Raw genomic sequence first — 19,932 nt, 5'->3', positions numbered from 1 at the left:
TTGTTGTGTTTGCGTAGGAGGCAAAAAGCTGCCTCCCAAAGAATCTTAGTAAATCGATGAAATAAACTGCTGTAAGCGCGGTGAATCTGGATTAGTAAATAGCTTAGCAGGATCACCTTGTTCTTCGACCAGTCCTTGGTGAAGGAACATCACGTGGTTCGATACGTCACGAGCAAAGGCCATTTCGTGAGTGACGACTAACATGGTACGCCCCTCTTCTGCCAAGTCTCTCATTACCCCCAGCACTTCTCCAACTAGCTCTGGGTCTAGTGCAGATGTTGGTTCATCAAACAGCATCACTTCTGGATCGACAGCCAAGGCACGAGCGATTGCGGCACGTTGTTGCTGACCACCAGATAAGTGCCCTGGGTAATAATCCTTACGTTCGTAAAGACCCACTTTTTTAAGCAGCACTTCTGCGTTTTCAATGGCTTGAGCTTTCGGCACACCCAATACGTGAACAGGTGCTTCGATAACATTCTCTAAAACGGTAAGGTGAGACCACAGGTTAAACCCCTGGAATACCATAGCAAGACGAGAACGAATACGCTGCACTTGCTTTTCGTTGGCAGGTACAGATTCCCCAGCTCGGTTATTCTTCATTTGAATAAGCTCACCGTTTACCCAAATCTCGCCAGCGGTTGGTGTCTCTAATAAGTTGATACATCTGAGAAAAGTACTCTTGCCGGAACCGGAAGAGCCAATGATAGAGATAACATCCCCTTTATGTGCGGAAAGAGAGATTCCCTTAAGGACTTCATTTTGTCCAAATGTTTTGTGCAGGTCTTTTATATCTAGCGCTGGTACATCATTCATGCGCTTTACTCCCTGTGTTTTTTCACTGCTGTAAGGGACTCCGCCCTATCTGATTCGAAACAAATTAGCACCCCGGCTTGAAAGTTGCAACAAATGATTAACCTAAATAATTCGAATAGTTAGATAGGATAGCCAAATTAATATGCAATATTTAGCACTATATGCTTTATTTCTTGAATACTATATATAAAAAAACCCCTTCTAGAAGGGGTTTAATAAAATTACAAAAGTGTTAATTGAAACTTATTCTGTGTCGCTACGAGTTAATTAAAACGACTGACTACCAGTGAGTTTGAAGTACGTAATTTGACTTCATTCTCTAAGCCTTCTTTTTCAGAAGTAATAATGCCATCCAGGTCTTGTTCTAGTTCAGGCTCTGATGCTTGACCATTAGAAAAGAAGCTCATGAAAGTCTTAGAGTCGATATTGCTACCTTCACTCAACACCACAGTTGTGCGATTAAAGTCGTCCGAATCTGAAACTTTCAAACCAGTAATAACCGATGTAGGAAAGTTGTAGTAAGACAGCTCAGGAACAACGACAGAGTCACTATCACTCTTTGTGAAAATGCGATGTGTGACTTTATAGTCTCCAGAAGCAGCAAAGTAAGCGACACGAGTGAAGCCTTCTGTTGACGACGTTAAACCCATGTCCAGATCAATCACCGACTCTGAACTTCCTTGCATTGAAACACTTGGTTTTGTATTTGGCAGGTTATCAATGTTTAGGTAAGAGCTCGGATCAACATCAATATCCCATCCATCTGAGACCGTTTCGTTAAGTCGAGACTCCCAGCCATTAACTTGACTCTCAGAGAGCGCCATGTAAACCCAAGTTTCATTATTGGTTGAGCTAGGGCGATTATATTCATCCGTCGATTTACCTAGTTCCAGCGCATCATACGCAAAACCGTTAGTAACAAAACCAATGTGAAGAGAATCGTAAGCATAATCAGAAGAAGAATAAATGTTTGACGTATTATCAGCCCTTACTAAAGCGATCTCACCAGTCCCCCACGAACCAATACCATACTGGTAAAGCGCCTCGTTACTTGAACCAGATTCATATTGGAACAATGCAGTTGGCTCATCTTTTAGCCCCATTAGTTCATCTGTCGGCAACATATCAGGGTTAGGAGAGGTGAAAGTATCGGTTTGCGAGACAAAGTTGTAATCGCCACCACCTGACTCAGCATTTCGGTAATCTAAATTAGTGAACTCGTTGCTCGCCAAATTGCCGCCAGTAAAGCATTTATTCAAAGAGTCTCGGTTCAGGGCAAAAGTGGCATTACGTAGTTTCTTATCTTGCAAGAATTGTTTTGAAAACGTATTTACGCGAGCTTCCCTACCGTTAAACTCTATTGCCTGAAACGTGATAAAACCGCCGTCAGGGATATCTTCAAGATAAAACTTAAAATTATCGGTGGTTGGTTTAATGATATCACCCGACATTTTTCCATCAGCATCAGAGTAGTAACCGATAATATAGTTAGTCACTTGCTCTTTTGACGCTGCGCTGTAGGTTAAAACCGTAATATCGTCGTTATGGTCATACACCGTACAACCTTTCGCAGTAGCTTCACTTTCAGTCATTGTTGCTGGTATCGCAAAATCAAAAGTAAATGCCGTTTTCGGCGCAGCACCGCCACCACCGCCACCGCCGCCACAACCGACCATTAATCCTGAAATGATTGCCACTAGTGGCACTATTTTAAGCTGTTTCATGTTTTCTTCCTAAACTGAGCGGCAATGATTAGCCAAAAAAATCGTCTTTCCCGGTTTAAGCAAGATTAAAGCCAGCTTTATATGCATCTGAACAATAAGCTTATTTTCCGTGCTACTAGTGTGATATCTCCCGGCAACTTCTAACTTTATGCAACTTGTGTAATGAAATTACGCGGAAAATAGCCGTATTATTCCTGTAACGGACATATTTTGTAGTTTTCTTTCATGTCACTTATTTAAAGTGATCTAAATCAATCACCCAAAATGGCTATCTTGTTAGACTCCAGCCACCATTTGAGGAAAATTTTGTGCCTCAACACAACAAGTTATTAGCTATGCTTAGGCACAAGGTTAACGTGCAACAAATCTAATAATAGCTAGCATAGGGCGGCGCGCATCAAGCGAAGCAACGCCACTGAGTAAAGAATTCATAACTTTTAAATATATGAGGAATCTATGTCAGACGCAGTGAATAAAGTGCACTCTGATTCAGATATCGAGACCAAGAGCTACCGAGAGCTTCATCGTCCAGCATCTGAGTTCGACAGCCGTTCAGACTACCTAGACCACGAACTGCAAATCATGAAGCCACGTCGTTTTGGCTTAAACTTGCCAGGTCGTGATTTCCGTTTCGAGCTTGAAGATTTTGTTCCGGCTATTGCGGGTACTATCGGCATTATCGCGATGTATTCTGCAGTAATGATGTCTTGGGCAGAAGGTTTAACCCAAGCTTGGGATCATGTGCATTTGACAAAAGAGTTCGCAATCGAAGTTGCTCGTGTCGAAATGCTTATCCCTGCTCTTCTTTTCTGTATTTTAGCTTCAGGGGTCTTCAACCCTAAAGCGAACCTCGCCGGTAACCATGGTCCAATGATTCCATTGATTGGTACTATCGCTCTTGCAGGTGCTCACCCTCTTGCTCTTGCAATCCTTATCGGTATTTTTGGCCTTCTACTCTCATTTTTTAAAGGCGGCTCAAAACTCGTCAACCTCACTTCTGAAGGTACCGCCGGTGGTTTGCTTATTTTCTTAGGCTTAACGGGTACGATTAGCCAAATCAATTCCATTCAAGCATGGGCGACTGGCTTACAGTCAGCGGATGTAGCCGCAGGCAGCATGGGCTACGTTGGTTTTGTGGTTCTGGGTATTACTGTTGCTATCTATGCTTACCTAGCGAAAATCAACAAACGTTGGTTGGCAATTCCAGTGTGTGCATTCACCGGTCTTGCGATTGCGCTTGTTTTTGGTGCTGGCTTTGACATTGTATTCGAAACGAAAACGGGTCTGCCAAACCTTAACCCAGTTTACTGGTGGGGTAGCACAGAAGAAGGTTGGATGCTAGGTCTGCCAAATGCAGAACACTTCATCGCTTCTCTACCATTCGCTATTCTTGCCGTTGCAATGTGGTCACCAGACTTCCTTGGCCACCGTATCTTCCAGGAAATGAACTACCCACGTAAGACAGAAAAAGTACTGATGGACGTGGATGACACCATGACCATGTGTTCTTTCCGTCAAATGGTTGGTACTGCTGTAGGTGGTGGTAACATCACTTCATCTTGGGGTACTTACATGATCCCAGCTGCTATCGCCAAACGTCCTATCCCAGCAGGTGCGATTCTTCTTGGCTCTCTATGTATCATCGTAGCGATTCTAGGTTTCCCAATGGACGTAGCGGTATGGCCACCAGTAATGCGCGTTGCGCTACTTGTAGGTGTCTCTCTACCTCTACTTGAAGCGGGTATGCAAATGGTTCGTGATACAAAAGATTCTCAAGCAGCGGGCATCTGTATCTTTGCATCTATTGTCGCTAACCCAGTACTCGCTTGGGCATTAACCATGTTCTTAGATAACAACGGCTTGATTGGTGATAAAGAACGTGCATCACGCTTGTCATTCATGGATAAAATTATTATTCCTGTGACTGTATTTATTATCTGTTTGGTTGCTATGCTAGCTGTTGGTATGCTAGAAGCTCAGTATGGATTAAAGGCTTGGCTATAATGCCTAACGCTTAAAAAAATGTTTGGGTAGCGCTTGTCGCTACCCCATTTTTATCCAAAAAGTTGAGCATTTATTGATTTAGTTTAAGGTTTGCAAAAAAATTTTAGTTTAACCTGCAATTGTTGTTTGAAAAGGTAGACGTTTTAAGCAGTGACAATATTTATAGTTTTGTAACCCAAAATTGTGAATTTAAGACTATAAATATTGTTATTCATAAGAGTGTACTGTTCCCCTGTTTCACTGGGGATAGCTGGCTCAACGGCGAAGCAGTACGTATTTTTTTCTACTAAAAAGGTAGGTATGTCATGGCAGAGCAATTTGCTAAAGCTTGGGAAGGTTTTGCTGCAGGTGATTGGCAAAACGAAGTAAACGTTCGTGATTTCATTCAAAAGAACTACACCCCGTACGAAGGCGACGAATCTTTCCTAGTTTCTGAAGGTACTGAAGCAACAAACAAGCTTTGGGCTAAAGTAATGGAAGGTATCAAACAAGAGAACGCGACTCACGCGCCTGTTGATTTCGATACATCTGTTATCTCTACCATCACTGCTCACGATGCAGGCTACATCGAAAAAGATCTTGAAACTATTGTAGGTCTACAAACTGAAGCGCCTCTAAAACGTGCGATCATCCCTAACGGTGGTATTCGCATGGTTGAAGGTTCATGCAAAGCATACGACCGCGAACTAGACCCACAAATTAAGAAAATCTTCACTGAATACCGTAAAACACACAACGCTGGTGTTTTCGATATCTACACTCCTGATATCCTTGCATGTCGTAAGTCTGGTGTACTAACTGGTCTTCCTGACGCATACGGCCGTGGTCGTATCATCGGTGACTACCGTCGCGTTGCGCTATACGGTATTGACTTCCTAATGAAGGACAAACTAGCTCAGTTCACTTCTCTTCAAGAGAAATTTGAGAACGGCGAAGACCTTCACATGACGATGCAACTTCGTGAAGAAATTGCAGAGCAACACCGCGCGCTAGGTCAAATCAAGACTATGGCTGCAAAATACGGCTTCGATATTGGTCGTCCAGCTGAAACTGCACAAGAAGCTATCCAATGGACTTACTTCGGCTACCTAGCGGCAGTTAAGTCTCAAAACGGTGCTGCAATGTCTCTAGGCCGTACTTCTACATTCCTAGACGTGTACATCGAGCGCGATATTGCTGCAGGTAAGATCACTGAAGACCAAGCTCAAGAAATGATCGACCACTTCGTAATGAAACTACGTATGGTTCGTTTCCTACGTACTCCTGAGTACGATGAGCTATTCTCTGGCGACCCTATCTGGGCTACAGAATCTATGGGTGGTATGGGTCTTGACGGTCGTACGCTAGTAACGCGTTCTAACTTCCGTTTCCTAAACAGCCTGTACACTATGGGTCCTTCTCCAGAGCCAAACATCACTGTTCTTTGGTCTGAAGCGCTTCCTGATGGTTTCAAACGTTTCTGTGCAAAAGTATCTATCGATACTTCTTCTATCCAGTACGAAAACGACGACCTAATGCGTCCAGACATGGATTCAGACGATTACGCTATCGCTTGTTGTGTATCTCCAATGGTTGTTGGTAAGCAAATGCAGTTCTTCGGTGCTCGTGCGAACCTTGCAAAAACTATGCTTTACACCATCAACGGCGGTATCGATGAGAAGCTGAAGATCCAAGTTGGTCCTAAGATGGATAAAATCGAAGGTGAATACCTGGATTACAACGAGCTATGGGAAAAAATGGATCACTTCATGGATTGGTTAGCTAAGCAGTACGTGACTGCACTAAACAGCATCCACTTCATGCACGACAAGTACAGCTACGAAGCGTCTCTAATGGCTCTACATGACCGTGACGTTAAACGTACAATGGCTTGTGGTATCGCGGGTCTATCTGTTGCTGCTGACTCTCTATCAGCAATCAAATACGCGAAAGTTAAACCAGTTCGTGACGAAGATGGTCTGGCAATCGACTTTGAAATCGAAGGCGATTACCCTAAATTCGGTAACAACGACGCTCGCGTAGATGACATCGCTTGTGAACTTGTTTCTGTATTTATGAACAAGATCCGTGAGCTTAAGACTTACCGCGACGCGATCCCTACTCAGTCTATCCTGACTATCACTTCAAACGTGGTATACGGTAAGAAGACTGGTAACACGCCAGATGGTCGCCGCGCTGGTACACCATTTGCGCCAGGTGCAAACCCAATGCACGGCCGTGATGAGAAAGGTGCAGTAGCATCATTGACTTCAGTAGCGAAACTACCGTTTGCTGACGCTCAAGATGGTATCTCTTACACATTCTCTATCGTGCCAAACGCACTAGGTAAAGAAGAAACTAGCCAACGCGCTAACCTTGCTGGCCTAATGGATGGTTACTTCCACCACGAAGCAGGCATCGAAGGTGGTCAACACCTAAACGTGAACGTGCTTAACCGCGAAACACTAGAAGATGCGGTTAAACACCCAGAGAAATACCCTCAGCTAACTATCCGTGTATCTGGTTACGCTGTACGTTTCAACTCTCTGACTGCTGAACAGCAAGCTGACGTTATCGCGCGTACATTCACTGAGTCACTATAAGACTGTCGCAAAATAACGTATAAGCAATACAACCAGAGCCGATGCTGAAAAGCATCGGCTTTTTTTCATTTTCAGCGCTAATCTTGGGACATGGCAAAGGATTTTGCTGCCAATCTTACGTATGATGCAAAGAAAATGACTAAAAGTATTACATGAAATTTTATAAACTTATCGCGCTTGTCTTACTCTCGCCTGCGGCTCTCGCATCCACCAAATCCACCGTTTCATTTACAATCGATAATGACGGTATCTTCGGTGTTGACCATGATTATACCAATGGCATATTTCTCTCTTACGCGACCGGAAAACTAAAAAAAGAAAGTGAATGGGACTGGCTAAGCCTAAGTCACTCTTCACTCTCTAGTGTTGATAAAATAGAACTGGTGCTTGGCCATAAAATGTGGACGCCGAAAGACATAGATGCCAATTATCCTCTGGCAAATGATCGCCCTTACGCTGGTTATCTGCACACAGAACTTAACTATCTTTCATTAACTGCAGATAAAGCCGTGCGCTATAACTTTACCATCGGTACCACCGGCGAAAGCGCACTGTCGGAAAAGGCGCAGTCACTGGTTCACAGCATTACTGGATCCCCAGCTCCACAAGGCTGGGATTACCAAATTGACGACTATCTCGCGTTAAGCGTTGGATACCGCGCATTCAACAAGTTAATGCGCAGTGAAGGGAAAACCACTCAGTGGGAAATCACTAACATCAATGATATTAATGCTGGCAATTTTCGCAGTGACTTATCCCAGGGTGTGATGTTTCGTTGGGGAACAAACTTGGCGAGTAGTCTTGGTGCGGCAAACATCAGCGTGGAAAGTCCATTTTCGGCCAGCATGCTGTCCAATCACTCTACCAGCTGGTTCTTGTTTGGCGGATTTGAAGGGCGTTACCGTTTCAATGACATCACTATCGAAGGTGATCGCTCCGGTATCCCGGGGGCATCTGAGCCCTACGATGTCACACTGGAACACTGGCAGGCCAGCGCTGTCGCCGGAGCGACTTGGTATAACCAAAGCTATGGCGCAAGTGTCACGTTTACGGTTAAAACGCCAGAGTATAAAGAGTCACAAACCGATGTTTACGGTACGGGCTCGTTTTCTGTCTTTGCCTTCTTTTAAATAATCAGCTCAAATGGTCAATAAACGGCGCATTGACCATTTGATTGCTCGTTATACCGCACCTTCTCTTGCTACAAGACTGTTTTAACCCTGATTTTTGTAATAAAATAACAGCATTCTTATATAAGTCATGAGAGCAAAAGATGTCAGCAACTGGTCGTATTCACTCGTTTGAGTCATGTGGTACCGTAGACGGACCTGGTATTCGTTTTATCGTCTTCTTGCAAGGTTGTTTGATGCGTTGTAAGTATTGTCATAACCGCGATACTTGGGATACGCATGACGGAAAAGAAGTTACCGTAGAAGAAATCATTGCGGAGGCGAAATCATACCGTCATTTCATGAAGGCGTCTGGCGGTGGTATCACTTGTTCAGGCGGTGAGGCTATGCTTCAACCTGAGTTTGTTCGTGACTTTTTCCGAGCGGCGAAAGCGGAAGGAATGCATACCTGCCTGGATACTAACGGTTATATTCGTAAGCATACTGATGTGATTGACGAAGTACTCGACGCCACTGATCTCGTGATGTTAGACATCAAACACATGAAAGATGAAATTCATCAGGATTTAGTCGGTGTATCGAACAAAAGAACGCTGGACTTTGCTCGCTACCTGAACAAGATCGGCCAGACAACCTGGATTCGCTATGTTGTGGTTCCTGGTTATACGGATGATCCTCAAGCGGCACACATGCTTGGTGAGTTTATCAAAGATATGGACAACATCGAGAAAGTGGAACTGCTTCCTTACCACAAGCTTGGCGCACATAAATGGGAAGCGCTTGGTTTAGAGTATCCTCTTGAAGGTGTTAACCCACCACCTAAAGAGACGATGGATGAAATACAGTCGATTCTTTCTCAGTACCACCCAAATGTAAAATACTAACAGTGCACAACTTTCTTCCATTTAAAATACCAGCCAAGTGCTGGTATTTTTTTATTCTGTTAAATCAAAAGGGTTATTTACCTTCTTCGCCCATGTAGAATAGCGCTCAATGACCAGAATGCGCGTAACAGTAACAAGAGAATGTTTTAGGAAATAAGTCATGGATTGGTTTAACTTGGGATCATTAATCGTAATCGCATGGGTGGTCATTGCCTTTTGTATACCCGACTGGAAAAAAGTCGTCTGGCCTAAGCTTGAGCAAGAAAAATCATTTCAGCACATTGTTTTTGCAACACTTTTTCTGTTAACCATTTTGTGGTCCGCCCAGGCGGGCGTGAAGGATGGGCTGAAAATACACTTTCTCGCGTTAACGACCTTAACCATGATGTATGGGTGGCGAATGGCGTTTTTAATCAGCATTCCCGCTATGGTTGCCAATCACTGGATACACGGTATTTCGCTCGTCTTGTTGCCAAGCTCTCTGGTACTTTCTGCCCTACTTCCTATTCTGATCAGCTATTTGGTATTTCTACTTAGTTATCACTATTTACCACGTAACATCTTTGTGTTTATTTTTGTTGCGGGTTTCTTTAACGGGGCCATTACCGGCAGCTTGCATCTGCTAATCAATTCGTTCTATCACTTGTCTGTAGGTCATTACGACTGGGAAACGATTCAGCATAACTACTTTATTTTTGTCCCTCTGCTCGCTTTTCCCGAAGGCTTGCTGAATGGGATGTCACTCGCTGTGCTGACCGTATTTAAACCGGAATGGCTGAGGGTATTCTCCGATAGAGATTACATATACAACCACTATCACAAAAAATAGCATGACTTTGAAATATATCGTGATGAAAGCTGGCTGTATAGAGAAATTCTTGTCATTTTTTCATATTAAATATGTGTTGAGATCATGTTTCACTCATGTCTGAAGCGTTAACCTAAGCACATTATAAGTGTATTAGAAACTCAGTGAGGTTACCCATGGAAATGTCAAACGCTCAACGTTTGATTCTATCAAACCAGTACAACCTAATGTCTCAACTCGACCCAAGTAATGCGGCGAAATACAAACGTCTGCAAACGATTGTCGAGCGTGGTTACGGACTACAAATGTGCGAGCTAAACAAAGACTTTGGCCGTATTACTGAAGCAGAGTGTCGTGAAATTATCGACATTATGGAGATGTACCATGCGATGCAAGAGTCCAACAACTTACTCGATGATTACGAAAAAGATAAAGTCGACCAACGTCGTCTGCAATTCCTTGGCTTTGATATTGCGTCAGAAGCACAGCAAGTACACTACGTACGCTTTTTAATTGACTCTGAAGGCCTTTACCCACAGTTCAATAAGGCTGACCATCACTTCAACAGCCAAATGCCAATGCTAGACAAATACCGTCGCATGCTGCAAACATGGCGTAACTGTCCTCGCCAGTACCACCTATGTGCAAACGAGCTGTCACAAATCTTCAGCGCATAAATATGCAACCCATTAAGTAGGAGAGCGCCGGCTCTCCTTTTTATTTCCTCCATCACCAATTATTTTTTACACCTCAGCTCTATTTCTCCAATCTTTCTTTAAGCTCAAAGATGAATCACTAACATTAGTCATTAGATGCAAAACATTTGATTTATCAATGCTGAACACGCAACACAATCCCGTCATTTATACCTGCGTGATGAAAATGCCACTTCTACAATAAATTCATAATTGTTAAGCAAAATTGCAAATCCCCGACTAGGCTTAAGTAGAGAAAGGCTGTGATTGAATGATTCAAATCCACCGCTCACCGTTGTGATGATAAATCTCTACATAAAGCAAAGTCTTTGGTGTCGCATAGCTGGTGTCCTGTAAAAACCAATTCAGATGTCAGTACGTATACAGTGAGACAACCAAGAGCATGACAACAGGTGGGTAAGCCTTCATCAACGTTCGTCGGTAGACTGACTATTAAAGGGGAAAGCGACATGAGTATTTTTGACCACTATCAATCCAGATATGAAGCTTCTAAAGATGAAGAGATGTCGTTACAGGAGTTTCTAGCCCTGTGCAAGGATGACAAAAGCGCATACGCTAATGCAGCAGAACGCCTACTGATGGCCATCGGTGAGCCTGAAGTAATCGATACGGCGAAAGATCCACGGCTAAGCCGAATCTTCTCAAACCGCGTCATATCACGTTATTCAACATTTAAAGATTTCTATGGCATGGAAGATGCGATAGAACAAATCGTTTCGTACCTAAAACACGCCGCGCAGGGTCTGGAAGAACGTAAACAGATTCTTTACTTACTCGGTCCGGTTGGTGGTGGTAAATCATCATTGGCAGAGAAACTGAAAGCACTGATGGAACAGATGCCGATTTATGTTCTGACTGCCAACGGTCAACGTAGCCCAGTCAATGACCATCCTTTCTGCCTCTTCAAAGCTTCCGAAGATGGCGAAATTCTGAAAAAAGAATACGGCATTGAACAGCGTTACCTACGCTCAATCATGTCTCCTTGGGCGGCCAAACGTCTGCATGAGTTTGGTGGTGATATCACTAAATTTAAAGTGGTGAAAGTCCGCCCTTCTATCCTCGATCAAATCGGGGTAGCCAAAACAGAGCCGGGTGATGAAAACAACCAAGACATTTCATCACTGGTCGGTAAAGTGGACATTCGTAAACTTGAGCATTTCTCGCAAGATGATCCGGATGCATACAGCTACTCTGGTGCACTCTGTAAAGCGAACCAAGGTTTGATGGAGTTCGTAGAGATGTTCAAAGCACCGATTAAAGTGCTTCACCCGCTATTAACCGCGACTCAGGAAGGCAACTTTAACGGGACCGAAGGTCTGTCTGCGATTCCGTTCGATGGCATGATCCTGGCTCACTCGAATGAGTCAGAATGGCAAACGTTCCGTAACAACAAAAACAACGAAGCGTTCCTCGACCGTGTGTACATCGTGAAGGTACCATACTGTCTACGCGTTTCTGAAGAAGTGAAAATTTACCAAAAACTTCTCGAAAACAGCGAACTGTCACAAGCACCATGCTCACCAAGTACGTTAGAAACGCTGGCACAATTCAGTATTCTTTCACGCCTGAAAGAGCCTGAAAACTCGTCCATCTTCTCGAAAATGCGGGTATACGACGGTGAAACCTTGAAAGACACCGATCCTAAGGCAAAAAGCTATCAGGAATATCGTGACTACGCGGGTGTGGATGAAGGTATGAGCGGTCTATCCACTCGTTTCGCATTCAAGATCTTGTCTCGTGTATTTAACTTCGATCAAACCGAAGTGGCCGCGAACCCGGTCCACCTGTTCTACGTGATTGAACAGCAAGTTGAACGTGAACAGTTCCCGACAGAAACGGCAGAGAAATATCTTGAGTTCTTGAAAGGATACCTTGTACCGCGTTACGTCGAGTTTATTGGTAAAGAAATTCAAACGGCATACCTAGAGTCCTACTCTGAATATGGTCAGAACATCTTTGACCGTTACGTGACCTATGCGGACTTCTGGATTCAGGATCAAGAGTACCGCGATCCAGAGACTGGCCAGCTATTTGACCGCGCTTCACTAAACCTAGAGCTAGAGAAGATCGAGAAAACCGCGGGTATTTCTAACCCTAAAGATTTCCGAAACGAAATCGTCAACTTTGTGCTTCGTGCGAAAGCCACTAACAATGGTCAGAACCCAGTTTGGACTAGCTACGAAAAACTGCGCACAGTTATCGAGAAGAAAATGTTCTCTAACACTGAGGAACTTCTTCCGGTTATCTCATTTAATGCGAAAACCTCTTCTGAAGATCAGAGGAAGCATGACGACTTTGTCGCTCGCATGATGGAAAAAGGCTATACCGAGAAACAGGTTCGCCTACTTTCTGAGTGGTACCTACGAGTACGTAAGTCATCCTAACCAATTATTGAGTTAGGTCGCTTGTGTGAAACATGAAGAGGGCTATTTCATGGCGCAATTTATAGACCGAAGGCTCAATGGCAAGAACAAGAGCGCTGTTAACAGACAGCGCTTCTTGAAGCGCCATAAAGAGCAAATCAAGGAGTCGGTGGCAGACGCAGTGAATCGACGCTCGATCACGAATACGGAAACGGGCGAAGACGTATCTATACCGCACAAAGACATCACAGAGCCGATTTTTCATCAGGGCCAAGGTGGGTTACGTGAACGCGTCCACCCGGGTAATGATCAGTTCATTACTGGTGATAAAATTGAGCGTCCAAAATCCGGAGGGCAAGGTAGCGGCTCTGGAGAAGGTAATGCAAGTCCAGACGGCGAAGGTCAGGACGAGTTTGTATTCCAAATTTCGAAAGACGAGTATCTTGATATTCTCTTCGAAGATCTGGAGTTACCGAATTTAGAGAAAAACCAAATCGCGAAAATCACCGAGTGGAAAACACACCGTGCTGGTTTCCAGACCGCTGGTATTCCCTCGAATATCGCAATTGTACGTTCGCTTCAACAATCTCTGGCCCGAAGAACGGCCATGACAGCAGGTAAAAAACGTCTTCTTAAAGAGCTTGAGGATGAGCTCGCGCGCATTAAGAATATGGAGCCGGCGCAACCGTTTGAAGAGAGCCGTTTGAAGAAGGAAATAGTCGAACTGCGTAAGAAAATCGACAGTGTCCCATTTATCGACACATTCGATTTGCGTTTCAAAAACTACGAGAAACGCCCTGTTCCATCTAGCCAGGCGGTGATGTTCTGCTTAATGGACGTATCCGGCTCTATGGATCAAGCAACCAAAGATATCGCTAAACGATTTTACGTCCTGCTTTATCTGTTCTTAACTCGCACTTATGAAAACGTGGAAGTGGTGTTTATTCGTCACCATACACAAGCAAAAGAAGTGGATGAGCATGAGTTTTTCTACTCTCAGGAAACCGGTGGTACCATCGTATCCAGTGCTCTAAAACTCATGGATGAGATAATCAAAGCTCGTTACCCAATTGGACAGTGGAACATTTATGCCGCGCAAGCATCCGATGGTGATAACTGGGCGGATGACTCACCGAGATGCCGTGACTTATTAGTGAATAAGTTACTGCCTAACTGTCAGTACTACTCATATATTGAGATCACACGTCGTTCTCACCAAACTTTGTGGCATGAGTATGAAAAACTCACTGAGGAATTTCCTAACTTCGCGATGAAGAATATTCGCGCTGTAGAGGATATCTTCCCTGTCTTCCGTGAACTATTCCACAAAGAAACGGCGTAAGGAGGCTAGCGATGAGTACCGCAACGAAGAACCTCTCCGGTGAAGCTCCAAAAAAGCGCAGTAGCAAAATGCTACCCGATGGTCCCGATTGGACCTTTGAGCTTCTGGAGCGATACCATAAAGAGATAAAACGTGTCGCTGAGCACTATCGCCTCGACACTTACCCAAACCAAATTGAGGTCATCACGTCAGAACAAATGATGGATGCTTACTCAAGCATTGGTATGCCGATAAATTATAATCATTGGTCGTTCGGTAAGAAGTTTATTCAAACGGAGCAAAACTACAAACACGGCCAAATGGGTTTAGCTTATGAAATAGTTATCAACTCCAACCCTTGTATCGCATACCTAATGGAAGAGAACACGGTGACGATGCAGGCTCTGGTTATGGCCCACGCCTGTTATGGCCATAACTCGTTCTTTAAAGGGAACTATTTGTTCCAAACATGGACAGACGCAGGTTCTATCATCGACTACTTGTTGTTTGCCAAAAAATACCTGGCAGAGTGTGAGGAGCGCTATGGTGTTCTGGAGGTTGAAAAACTTCTCGACTCTTGCCATGCACTGATGAACTTTGGTGTTGATCGTTACAAACGACCAGAAAAAATCTCAATCACAGAAGAAAAAGCACGCCAGGAAGAGCGCGAGGCTTACCTGCAATCACAAATCAATGATCTATGGCGCACGGTACCCAGAGCAAAAACCAAAGAAGAGGACATGGTTGAACGCTTCCCTAGTGAGCCACAGGAAAACTTACTCTATTTTTTTGAAAAACACGCCCCATTACTTGAGCCATGGCAACGTGAAGTTATCCGCATTGTGCGTAAAATAAGCCAGTACTTCTACCCGCAAAAACAAACGCAGGTCATGAACGAAGGTTGGGCAACCTTCTGGCACTACACCATATTAAACCATCTGTATGATGAAGGTTTGGTGTCGGAAAAATTCATTCTTGAGTTCTTACACAGCCACACCAGCGTGGTGGCGCAGCCGGCGTATAACAGCCCTTACTTCAGTGGTATTAACCCTTATGCGCTCGGATTTGCCATGTTCCGTGATATCAAACGTATTTGTGAAGAACCAACTGATGAAGATAAAGAATGGTTCCCGGATTTAGCCGGTTCGGATTGGCTGGATGCGTTGCACTTTGCCATGCATAACTTCAAAGATGAAAGTTTTATCAGTCAGTACCTGTCGCCTAAGTTGATACGCGACTTTAAGCTGTTCGCAATCAAAGACGACGACCATAAAAACTTCATAGAAATATCGGCGATTCATGATGAGAGTGGTTATAGGAGCATAAGAGAAAAGCTCGCTGCGCAATATAACCTATCCAACCTTGAGCCGAACATTCAGGTATTTAATGTTGACGTTCGAGGTGACCGTTCATTAACGCTTCAATACGTTCCACATAACCGGATTCCACTGGATGACAGTTATGAAGAAGTATTAAAGCACGTATACCGCATCTGGGGCTTCGACGTTATTCTTCAAGAAGTGAAAGATACGGGTCATAGAGAAACGCTGGCGACATGCCCTAAGCGTAACCAATACGACAACAATATCTGATATTGATACCAATTCCATTAACCCCTAAGCAATACCCCTAAAGCAAAAGGCTCCAGAAATGGAGCCTTTTTATTCTTTGCTAAAGTACTTTTTAGAGCTTTACTACGCTAATAGCTACTTATTCCATTAACCTAAGTAAGAAAGTGGTCATACTTAATTATAGAGAACCTGAAAACAGGCATCGAACACAAACACGCATGAACCCATCCATGGGGCTTCGATTTGCCATCCATGGCAAATAGAGTTTGTTTATCGAACCCTGCTCCCTAACCTGTTAATTTCCCGGATTAATGATATTAGCTGCGTTAGCAACTATCGCTCGTACCGCTTCCAGATCTTCGGGAGTGTCTACCCCTGCTGCTGGCGCTTCCTTGGCGACTGCAACATGAATTTTTTCGCCATACCAAAGTACGCGAAGCTGCTCAAGGCATTCTATTTGCTCTAATGCACTTGGCGTCCAGTTGATGTAGGTATTAATGAAACCAGCTCGGTATGCGTAAATACCAATATGGCGCATCAACGGGTTCGCAATGGTTTTATCTTGCTTGGCAAAATTGTCACGATCCCATGGAATGGTTGCCCGGCTAAAGTACATGGCGTATCCACGTGAGTCTGCCACCACTTTGACCGCATTTGGGTTGAAGACTTCATCTTCCGAGTCCATTTCGACGGCCAACGTTGCCATTGGCGCCTCACAAGCGGCTAAGTTATCAGCAACCTGACGAATGATAGAAGGTGGAATTAATGGCTCGTCACCTTGTACGTTAACAATAATGTGATCAGCAGGAATCGCCATTTTCTCAACCACTTCCGCCAATCGCTCAGTGCCTGATTCATGATTTGGCGAAGTCATGCAGACTTTTCCACCGAATTTCTCTACTGCTGCAGAAACACGCTCATCATCAGTCGCGACGATGACATCCTCTGCACCGGCTTGCATGGCTTGTTCGTAAACCCACTGAACCATAGGTTTACCACCAATATCAGCCAACGGTTTACCCGGTAAACGACTAGAGGAATAACGAGAGGGAATGACAACAGTAAAAGACATTAACGACCCTCATCCATGCTCATGGTTCTTGCTTCCGGCTCAAGTAGAACAGGAATGCCCTCTTTAATCGGATAAGCAAGGCGATCCACTTTGCAGATCAACTCTTGATTATCTTTATCGTACGTCAGCTTACCTTTACACACAGGGCAAGCTACAATCTCAAGCAGACGGTGATCCATAAGTCGCTTTAACCTCTTTTATTCTATTTAAAATTCGTGCTGCATCGTTTGCTTCAAACTGAGCAGATACAGGCAGATACCACCAATTATCTTGTGCGTATTCACGACACTTAACGGCATCTTTCTCGGTCATAATCACATTCGCTCCTTGCTGAGCCAATGCCTGTAATTCTTGCTGGTCAAAGTCTTGATGGTCCGCAAACCCTTTGGTTACTTTGATATCAGCATTCATTGTGTTCAGTGTATTAAAAAATCGCGGTGGATGCCCAATACCAGCGAAAGCAACCAACTCTTTTAATTCTGACACTTCAACTTGCTGTTTGGTCTTCAGGTTAATCGCCTTCTCAGGCGCTAGTGACATCGTGATTTCACCTTGATGAGCCTGACCACCATTCGTGATCACGAAGTCGACTTCATTTAGCCTTTCGACGCCTTCTCGTAATGGCCCTAAAGGTATCAGGCTTTCATTACCAAAGCGTCGATTACCGTCGACAATCACCAATTCAATATCTCTCGCCAATGCGTAGTGTTGAAGGCCGTCATCTGTAATCACGATATCGACACCGGTATCCAACAACGCTTTAACCGCATTCGCTCGCACTGGGTCAACTGCAACAGGTGCACCTGTACGATTATGAATAAGTTTAGGCTCATCACCGCAATGTTTCGCAGGGGTGTCTGAATCTAAAACAAGTGGATATTGGGGCGCTTTGGCACCATAACCACGAGAAACAACGCCAGGTTTATAACCAAGCTGCTGTAATTGCTCTACCAGCCATACCACAACTGGCGTTTTGCCGTTCCCACCAGCGGTGATATTACCCACAACGACAACTGGCACAGGAGCTTGATACGCTTGCTTGTTACCCTTGAGGTATTGTTCACGCTTCGACTGACTGATTGCACCAAACAACAAACTCAGTGGCCACAAAAGCGGCCACAGGAGATATTTGAACGGGTGGTTTTCAAACCAGATTTTTTCAATCACAACTTAACCGCCAAACTGGATTCGGTGCAATTGAGCATACGCGCCATCTTTTGCAATCAGATCAGCATGGGTGCCACGCTCGACAATCGCACCATCATCGACAACCAAAATTTCATCGGCTTTTTCGATAGTCGAGAGTCGATGCGCAATGACCAATACGGTCTTATCTTTCTGCAACTCATCTAATGCTGCCTGAATGGCACGCTCCGATTCGGTATCCAATGCCGACGTTGCTTCATCCAGAATCAGCACTGGTGCATCACGTAATAACGCGCGTGCAATCGCAATACGTTGACGCTGACCACCAGAAAGGCTCGCGCCATTTTCGCCGATCATGGTGTCGAGGCCGTGGTCCATTTTGCTGACAAACTCTGTCGCATGCGCAAGCTCAGCGGCTTTCTCAATATCACTGCGCTGGAATTTATCTTCGGTTGCGTAAGCAATATTGTTCGCGATGGTATCGTTAAATAGGTGGACATTCTGCGAAACCAAAGCGAATTGCTCACGCAGGTTTTTTAGTTCGTACTCTCGTATATCGTGCCCGTCCAGCTCAATCGCACCACTGTCTACATCGTAAAAACGATTGAACAAGTTCGCGATGGTACTCTTACCCGACCCCGAACGACCAACCAGAGCGACTGTCTTGCCCCGGGCAATATCGAAGCTGACATGTTCTAGTGCAGGCTTCTCGGCGCCCTCGTAGGTGAAAGTGACGTCTTTTACAGAGATATCACCGTTTGCACGATCAACTTTGTGCTGGCCTTCATTCTTCTCTGGCTCAAGATCAACAAGGGCAAACAAAGTTTGGCTGGCTGCCATTCCTCGTTGGAACTGAGAAGTCACGTTAGTCAGCGCTTTAAGTGGGCGCATGAGACCAAACATCGCCGAAAATACTACGGTAAACGTACCCGGAGTCAGTTGCTCTTTAATAGAGTCAATGCTTGCCAGATACAGAACCGCCACAATAGCGACAGAAGCAATCATCTGGATGATAGGGTTCGCTGCTGCCTGAGCCGTTACCAGCTTCATGCTTTGCTGACGCATTTGGTTGCTGACTTTTTCGAATCGTTGACGTTCGATATCCTGACCACCGTAGCTCAACACCACTTTGTGGCCCTTCAGCATTTGCTCTGCTGAAGCGGTCACATTACCCATCATGGTTTGCATGTTTTTAGAGATCTTTCTAAAGCGTTTAGAGACAACGCCAATTCCCCAAGCAACAACAGGTGCAACCGCAAAAAGAACCAGTGAAAGCTGCCAACTGTTGTAAAACATCAGCGTCAACAGACCAATGATACTCGCCCCTTCGCGAACAATGCTAACTAATGCACGGCTGGTCGCTGCCGAGACCTGCTCTGAATCATAAGTGATACGAGACAGCAGGTTCCCCGTCTTTTCTTTGTCAAAGTAAGACACTGGCATATGCATAAAGTGGTTAAATACCAGGCGTCGTATTTCCATAACGACGTTACCCGAAACCCAACTCAAGCAATAATCAGAAACAAAACCACTGGTACCACGAATGAACATCATGGCAAAAATTATCAGGGGAAGTGTACGCAGGAAATCAGACTCAGCACTGCCAAAACCTTCATCAAGCAAAGGCTTTAGTAAGGAGATCATATACGTGTCTGAGATAGCATTAATAATTAATGCAATGATAGCAACGATAAGACCAGCTTTATAAAGGCGAATGTATTGCCAAAGACGCTTAAACGTCTGCCAAGTCGTTTCATCAGTATTTATCGACATAGAAGTGCTTTATTTTCTTACA

Annotated in this window: 15 protein-coding genes; 9 read left to right on the top strand and 6 right to left on the bottom strand. The window is 44.5% G+C overall.

Annotated features, from left to right (window positions below; genetic code table 11):
• Nucleotides 1–45: 45 nt before the first annotated feature.
• Nucleotides 46–816 carry an ABC transporter ATP-binding protein gene (locus RXX31_RS04825; protein ID WP_317587973.1) on the bottom strand — a complete coding sequence of 257 codons (771 nt, stop codon included), beginning with the start codon at nt 814–816 and terminating at the stop codon, nt 46–48.
• A 263-nt stretch (nt 817–1,079) separates the two neighbouring features.
• Nucleotides 1,080–2,540, bottom strand: a complete 1,461-nt coding sequence (locus tag RXX31_RS04820) for a 54K polar flagellar sheath protein A (RefSeq protein ID WP_317587972.1) — start codon at nt 2,538–2,540, stop codon at nt 1,080–1,082.
• Between the two features lie 456 nt (nt 2,541–2,996).
• On the opposite strand from RXX31_RS04820, the gene RXX31_RS04815 reads away from it, so the two are divergent.
• The 9 genes from RXX31_RS04815 (at nt 2,997) to RXX31_RS04775 (ending at nt 15,940) form a co-directional block, all read left to right on the top strand.
• Entirely contained in the window at nt 2,997–4,544 is a 1,548-nt protein-coding gene (locus tag RXX31_RS04815) for a DUF3360 family protein (RefSeq protein ID WP_317587971.1), read from the top strand.
• 305 nt (nt 4,545–4,849) lie between these two features.
• Entirely contained in the window at nt 4,850–7,126 is a 2,277-nt protein-coding gene (pflB, locus tag RXX31_RS04810) for a formate C-acetyltransferase (RefSeq protein ID WP_317587970.1), read from the top strand.
• A 152-nt stretch (nt 7,127–7,278) separates the two neighbouring features.
• A complete protein-coding gene (locus RXX31_RS04805; protein WP_317587969.1) occupies nt 7,279–8,256 on the top strand; it encodes a lipid A deacylase LpxR family protein in 978 nt (325 codons plus the stop codon).
• Between the two features lie 143 nt (nt 8,257–8,399).
• Nucleotides 8,400–9,140 (top strand): pyruvate formate lyase 1-activating protein, encoded by a 741-nt coding sequence (gene pflA / locus RXX31_RS04800; RefSeq protein ID WP_317587968.1) that lies wholly within the window; start codon nt 8,400–8,402, stop codon nt 9,138–9,140.
• 160 nt (nt 9,141–9,300) lie between these two features.
• Nucleotides 9,301–9,969 (top strand): energy-coupling factor ABC transporter permease, encoded by a 669-nt coding sequence (locus tag RXX31_RS04795; RefSeq protein WP_317587967.1) that lies wholly within the window; start codon nt 9,301–9,303, stop codon nt 9,967–9,969.
• A gap of 155 nt (nt 9,970–10,124) precedes the next feature.
• Nucleotides 10,125–10,625 (top strand): YfbU family protein, encoded by a 501-nt coding sequence (locus RXX31_RS04790; RefSeq protein ID WP_317587966.1) that lies wholly within the window; start codon nt 10,125–10,127, stop codon nt 10,623–10,625.
• Between the two features lie 488 nt (nt 10,626–11,113).
• Nucleotides 11,114–13,048 carry a PrkA family serine protein kinase gene (locus RXX31_RS04785; RefSeq protein ID WP_317587965.1) on the top strand — a complete coding sequence of 645 codons (1,935 nt, stop codon included), beginning with the start codon at nt 11,114–11,116 and terminating at the stop codon, nt 13,046–13,048.
• Between the two features lie 49 nt (nt 13,049–13,097).
• Complete coding sequence (locus tag RXX31_RS04780) at nt 13,098–14,369, top strand: YeaH/YhbH family protein (protein ID WP_317587964.1); 1,272 nt, start codon at nt 13,098–13,100, stop codon at nt 14,367–14,369.
• A gap of 11 nt (nt 14,370–14,380) precedes the next feature.
• Nucleotides 14,381–15,940: a SpoVR family protein gene (locus RXX31_RS04775; RefSeq protein ID WP_317587963.1), complete on the top strand. Its 1,560-nt coding sequence runs from the start codon at nt 14,381–14,383 to the stop codon at nt 15,938–15,940.
• A gap of 274 nt (nt 15,941–16,214) precedes the next feature.
• Here RXX31_RS04775 and kdsB read toward each other — a convergent pair whose 3' ends face one another.
• Genes kdsB through msbA form a run of 4 tightly spaced genes read right to left on the bottom strand, consistent with a single transcriptional unit; the run spans nt 16,215 to nt 19,910 of the window.
• Entirely contained in the window at nt 16,215–16,991 is a 777-nt protein-coding gene (gene kdsB / locus RXX31_RS04770) for a 3-deoxy-manno-octulosonate cytidylyltransferase (RefSeq protein WP_317587962.1), read from the bottom strand.
• On the bottom strand, nt 16,991–17,170 hold the full coding sequence (locus tag RXX31_RS04765; protein WP_014231290.1) for a Trm112 family protein: 180 nt from the start codon (nt 17,168–17,170) through the stop codon (nt 16,991–16,993). Before RXX31_RS04765 ends, kdsB begins: the two co-directional genes overlap by 1 nt.
• Nucleotides 17,151–18,158 carry a tetraacyldisaccharide 4'-kinase gene (gene lpxK / locus RXX31_RS04760; RefSeq protein ID WP_317587961.1) on the bottom strand — a complete coding sequence of 336 codons (1,008 nt, stop codon included), beginning with the start codon at nt 18,156–18,158 and terminating at the stop codon, nt 17,151–17,153. The genes RXX31_RS04765 and lpxK overlap by 20 nt, the downstream gene beginning before the upstream one ends.
• Nucleotides 18,159–18,161: 3 nt before the next feature.
• The gene (gene msbA, locus RXX31_RS04755) at nt 18,162–19,910 is read right to left on the bottom strand and encodes a lipid A ABC transporter ATP-binding protein/permease MsbA (RefSeq protein WP_317587960.1); all 1,749 of its coding nucleotides are present in this window, start codon (nt 19,908–19,910) and stop codon (nt 18,162–18,164) included.
• Nucleotides 19,911–19,932: the final 22 nt, after the last annotated feature.

This window comes from Vibrio sp. EA2 (assembly GCF_033042495.1).
Taxonomy (GTDB): Bacteria; Pseudomonadota; Gammaproteobacteria; order Enterobacterales; family Vibrionaceae; genus Vibrio.
This window is presented reverse-complemented; position numbering and strand designations above follow the sequence as displayed.

Bases quoted from the DNA above. Each gene is read 5' to 3' on its own strand.
- RXX31_RS04825 (WP_317587973.1), bottom strand. From the start codon at position 816: ATGAATGATGTACCAGCGCTAGATATAAAAGACCTGCACAAAACATTT.
- RXX31_RS04820 (WP_317587972.1), bottom strand. From the start codon at position 2,540: ATGAAACAGCTTAAAATAGTGCCACTAGTGGCAATCATTTCAGGATTA.
- RXX31_RS04815 (WP_317587971.1), top strand. From the start codon at position 2,997: ATGTCAGACGCAGTGAATAAAGTGCACTCTGATTCAGATATCGAGACC.
- pflB (WP_317587970.1), top strand. From the start codon at position 4,850: ATGGCAGAGCAATTTGCTAAAGCTTGGGAAGGTTTTGCTGCAGGTGAT.
- RXX31_RS04805 (WP_317587969.1), top strand. From the start codon at position 7,279: ATGAAATTTTATAAACTTATCGCGCTTGTCTTACTCTCGCCTGCGGCT.
- pflA (WP_317587968.1), top strand. From the start codon at position 8,400: ATGTCAGCAACTGGTCGTATTCACTCGTTTGAGTCATGTGGTACCGTA.
- RXX31_RS04795 (WP_317587967.1), top strand. From the start codon at position 9,301: ATGGATTGGTTTAACTTGGGATCATTAATCGTAATCGCATGGGTGGTC.
- RXX31_RS04790 (WP_317587966.1), top strand. From the start codon at position 10,125: ATGGAAATGTCAAACGCTCAACGTTTGATTCTATCAAACCAGTACAAC.
- RXX31_RS04785 (WP_317587965.1), top strand. From the start codon at position 11,114: ATGAGTATTTTTGACCACTATCAATCCAGATATGAAGCTTCTAAAGAT.
- RXX31_RS04780 (WP_317587964.1), top strand. From the start codon at position 13,098: ATGGCGCAATTTATAGACCGAAGGCTCAATGGCAAGAACAAGAGCGCT.
- RXX31_RS04775 (WP_317587963.1), top strand. From the start codon at position 14,381: ATGAGTACCGCAACGAAGAACCTCTCCGGTGAAGCTCCAAAAAAGCGC.
- kdsB (WP_317587962.1), bottom strand. From the start codon at position 16,991: ATGTCTTTTACTGTTGTCATTCCCTCTCGTTATTCCTCTAGTCGTTTA.
- RXX31_RS04765 (WP_014231290.1), bottom strand. From the start codon at position 17,170: ATGGATCACCGTCTGCTTGAGATTGTAGCTTGCCCTGTGTGTAAAGGT.
- msbA (WP_317587960.1), bottom strand. From the start codon at position 19,910: ATGTCGATAAATACTGATGAAACGACTTGGCAGACGTTTAAGCGTCTT.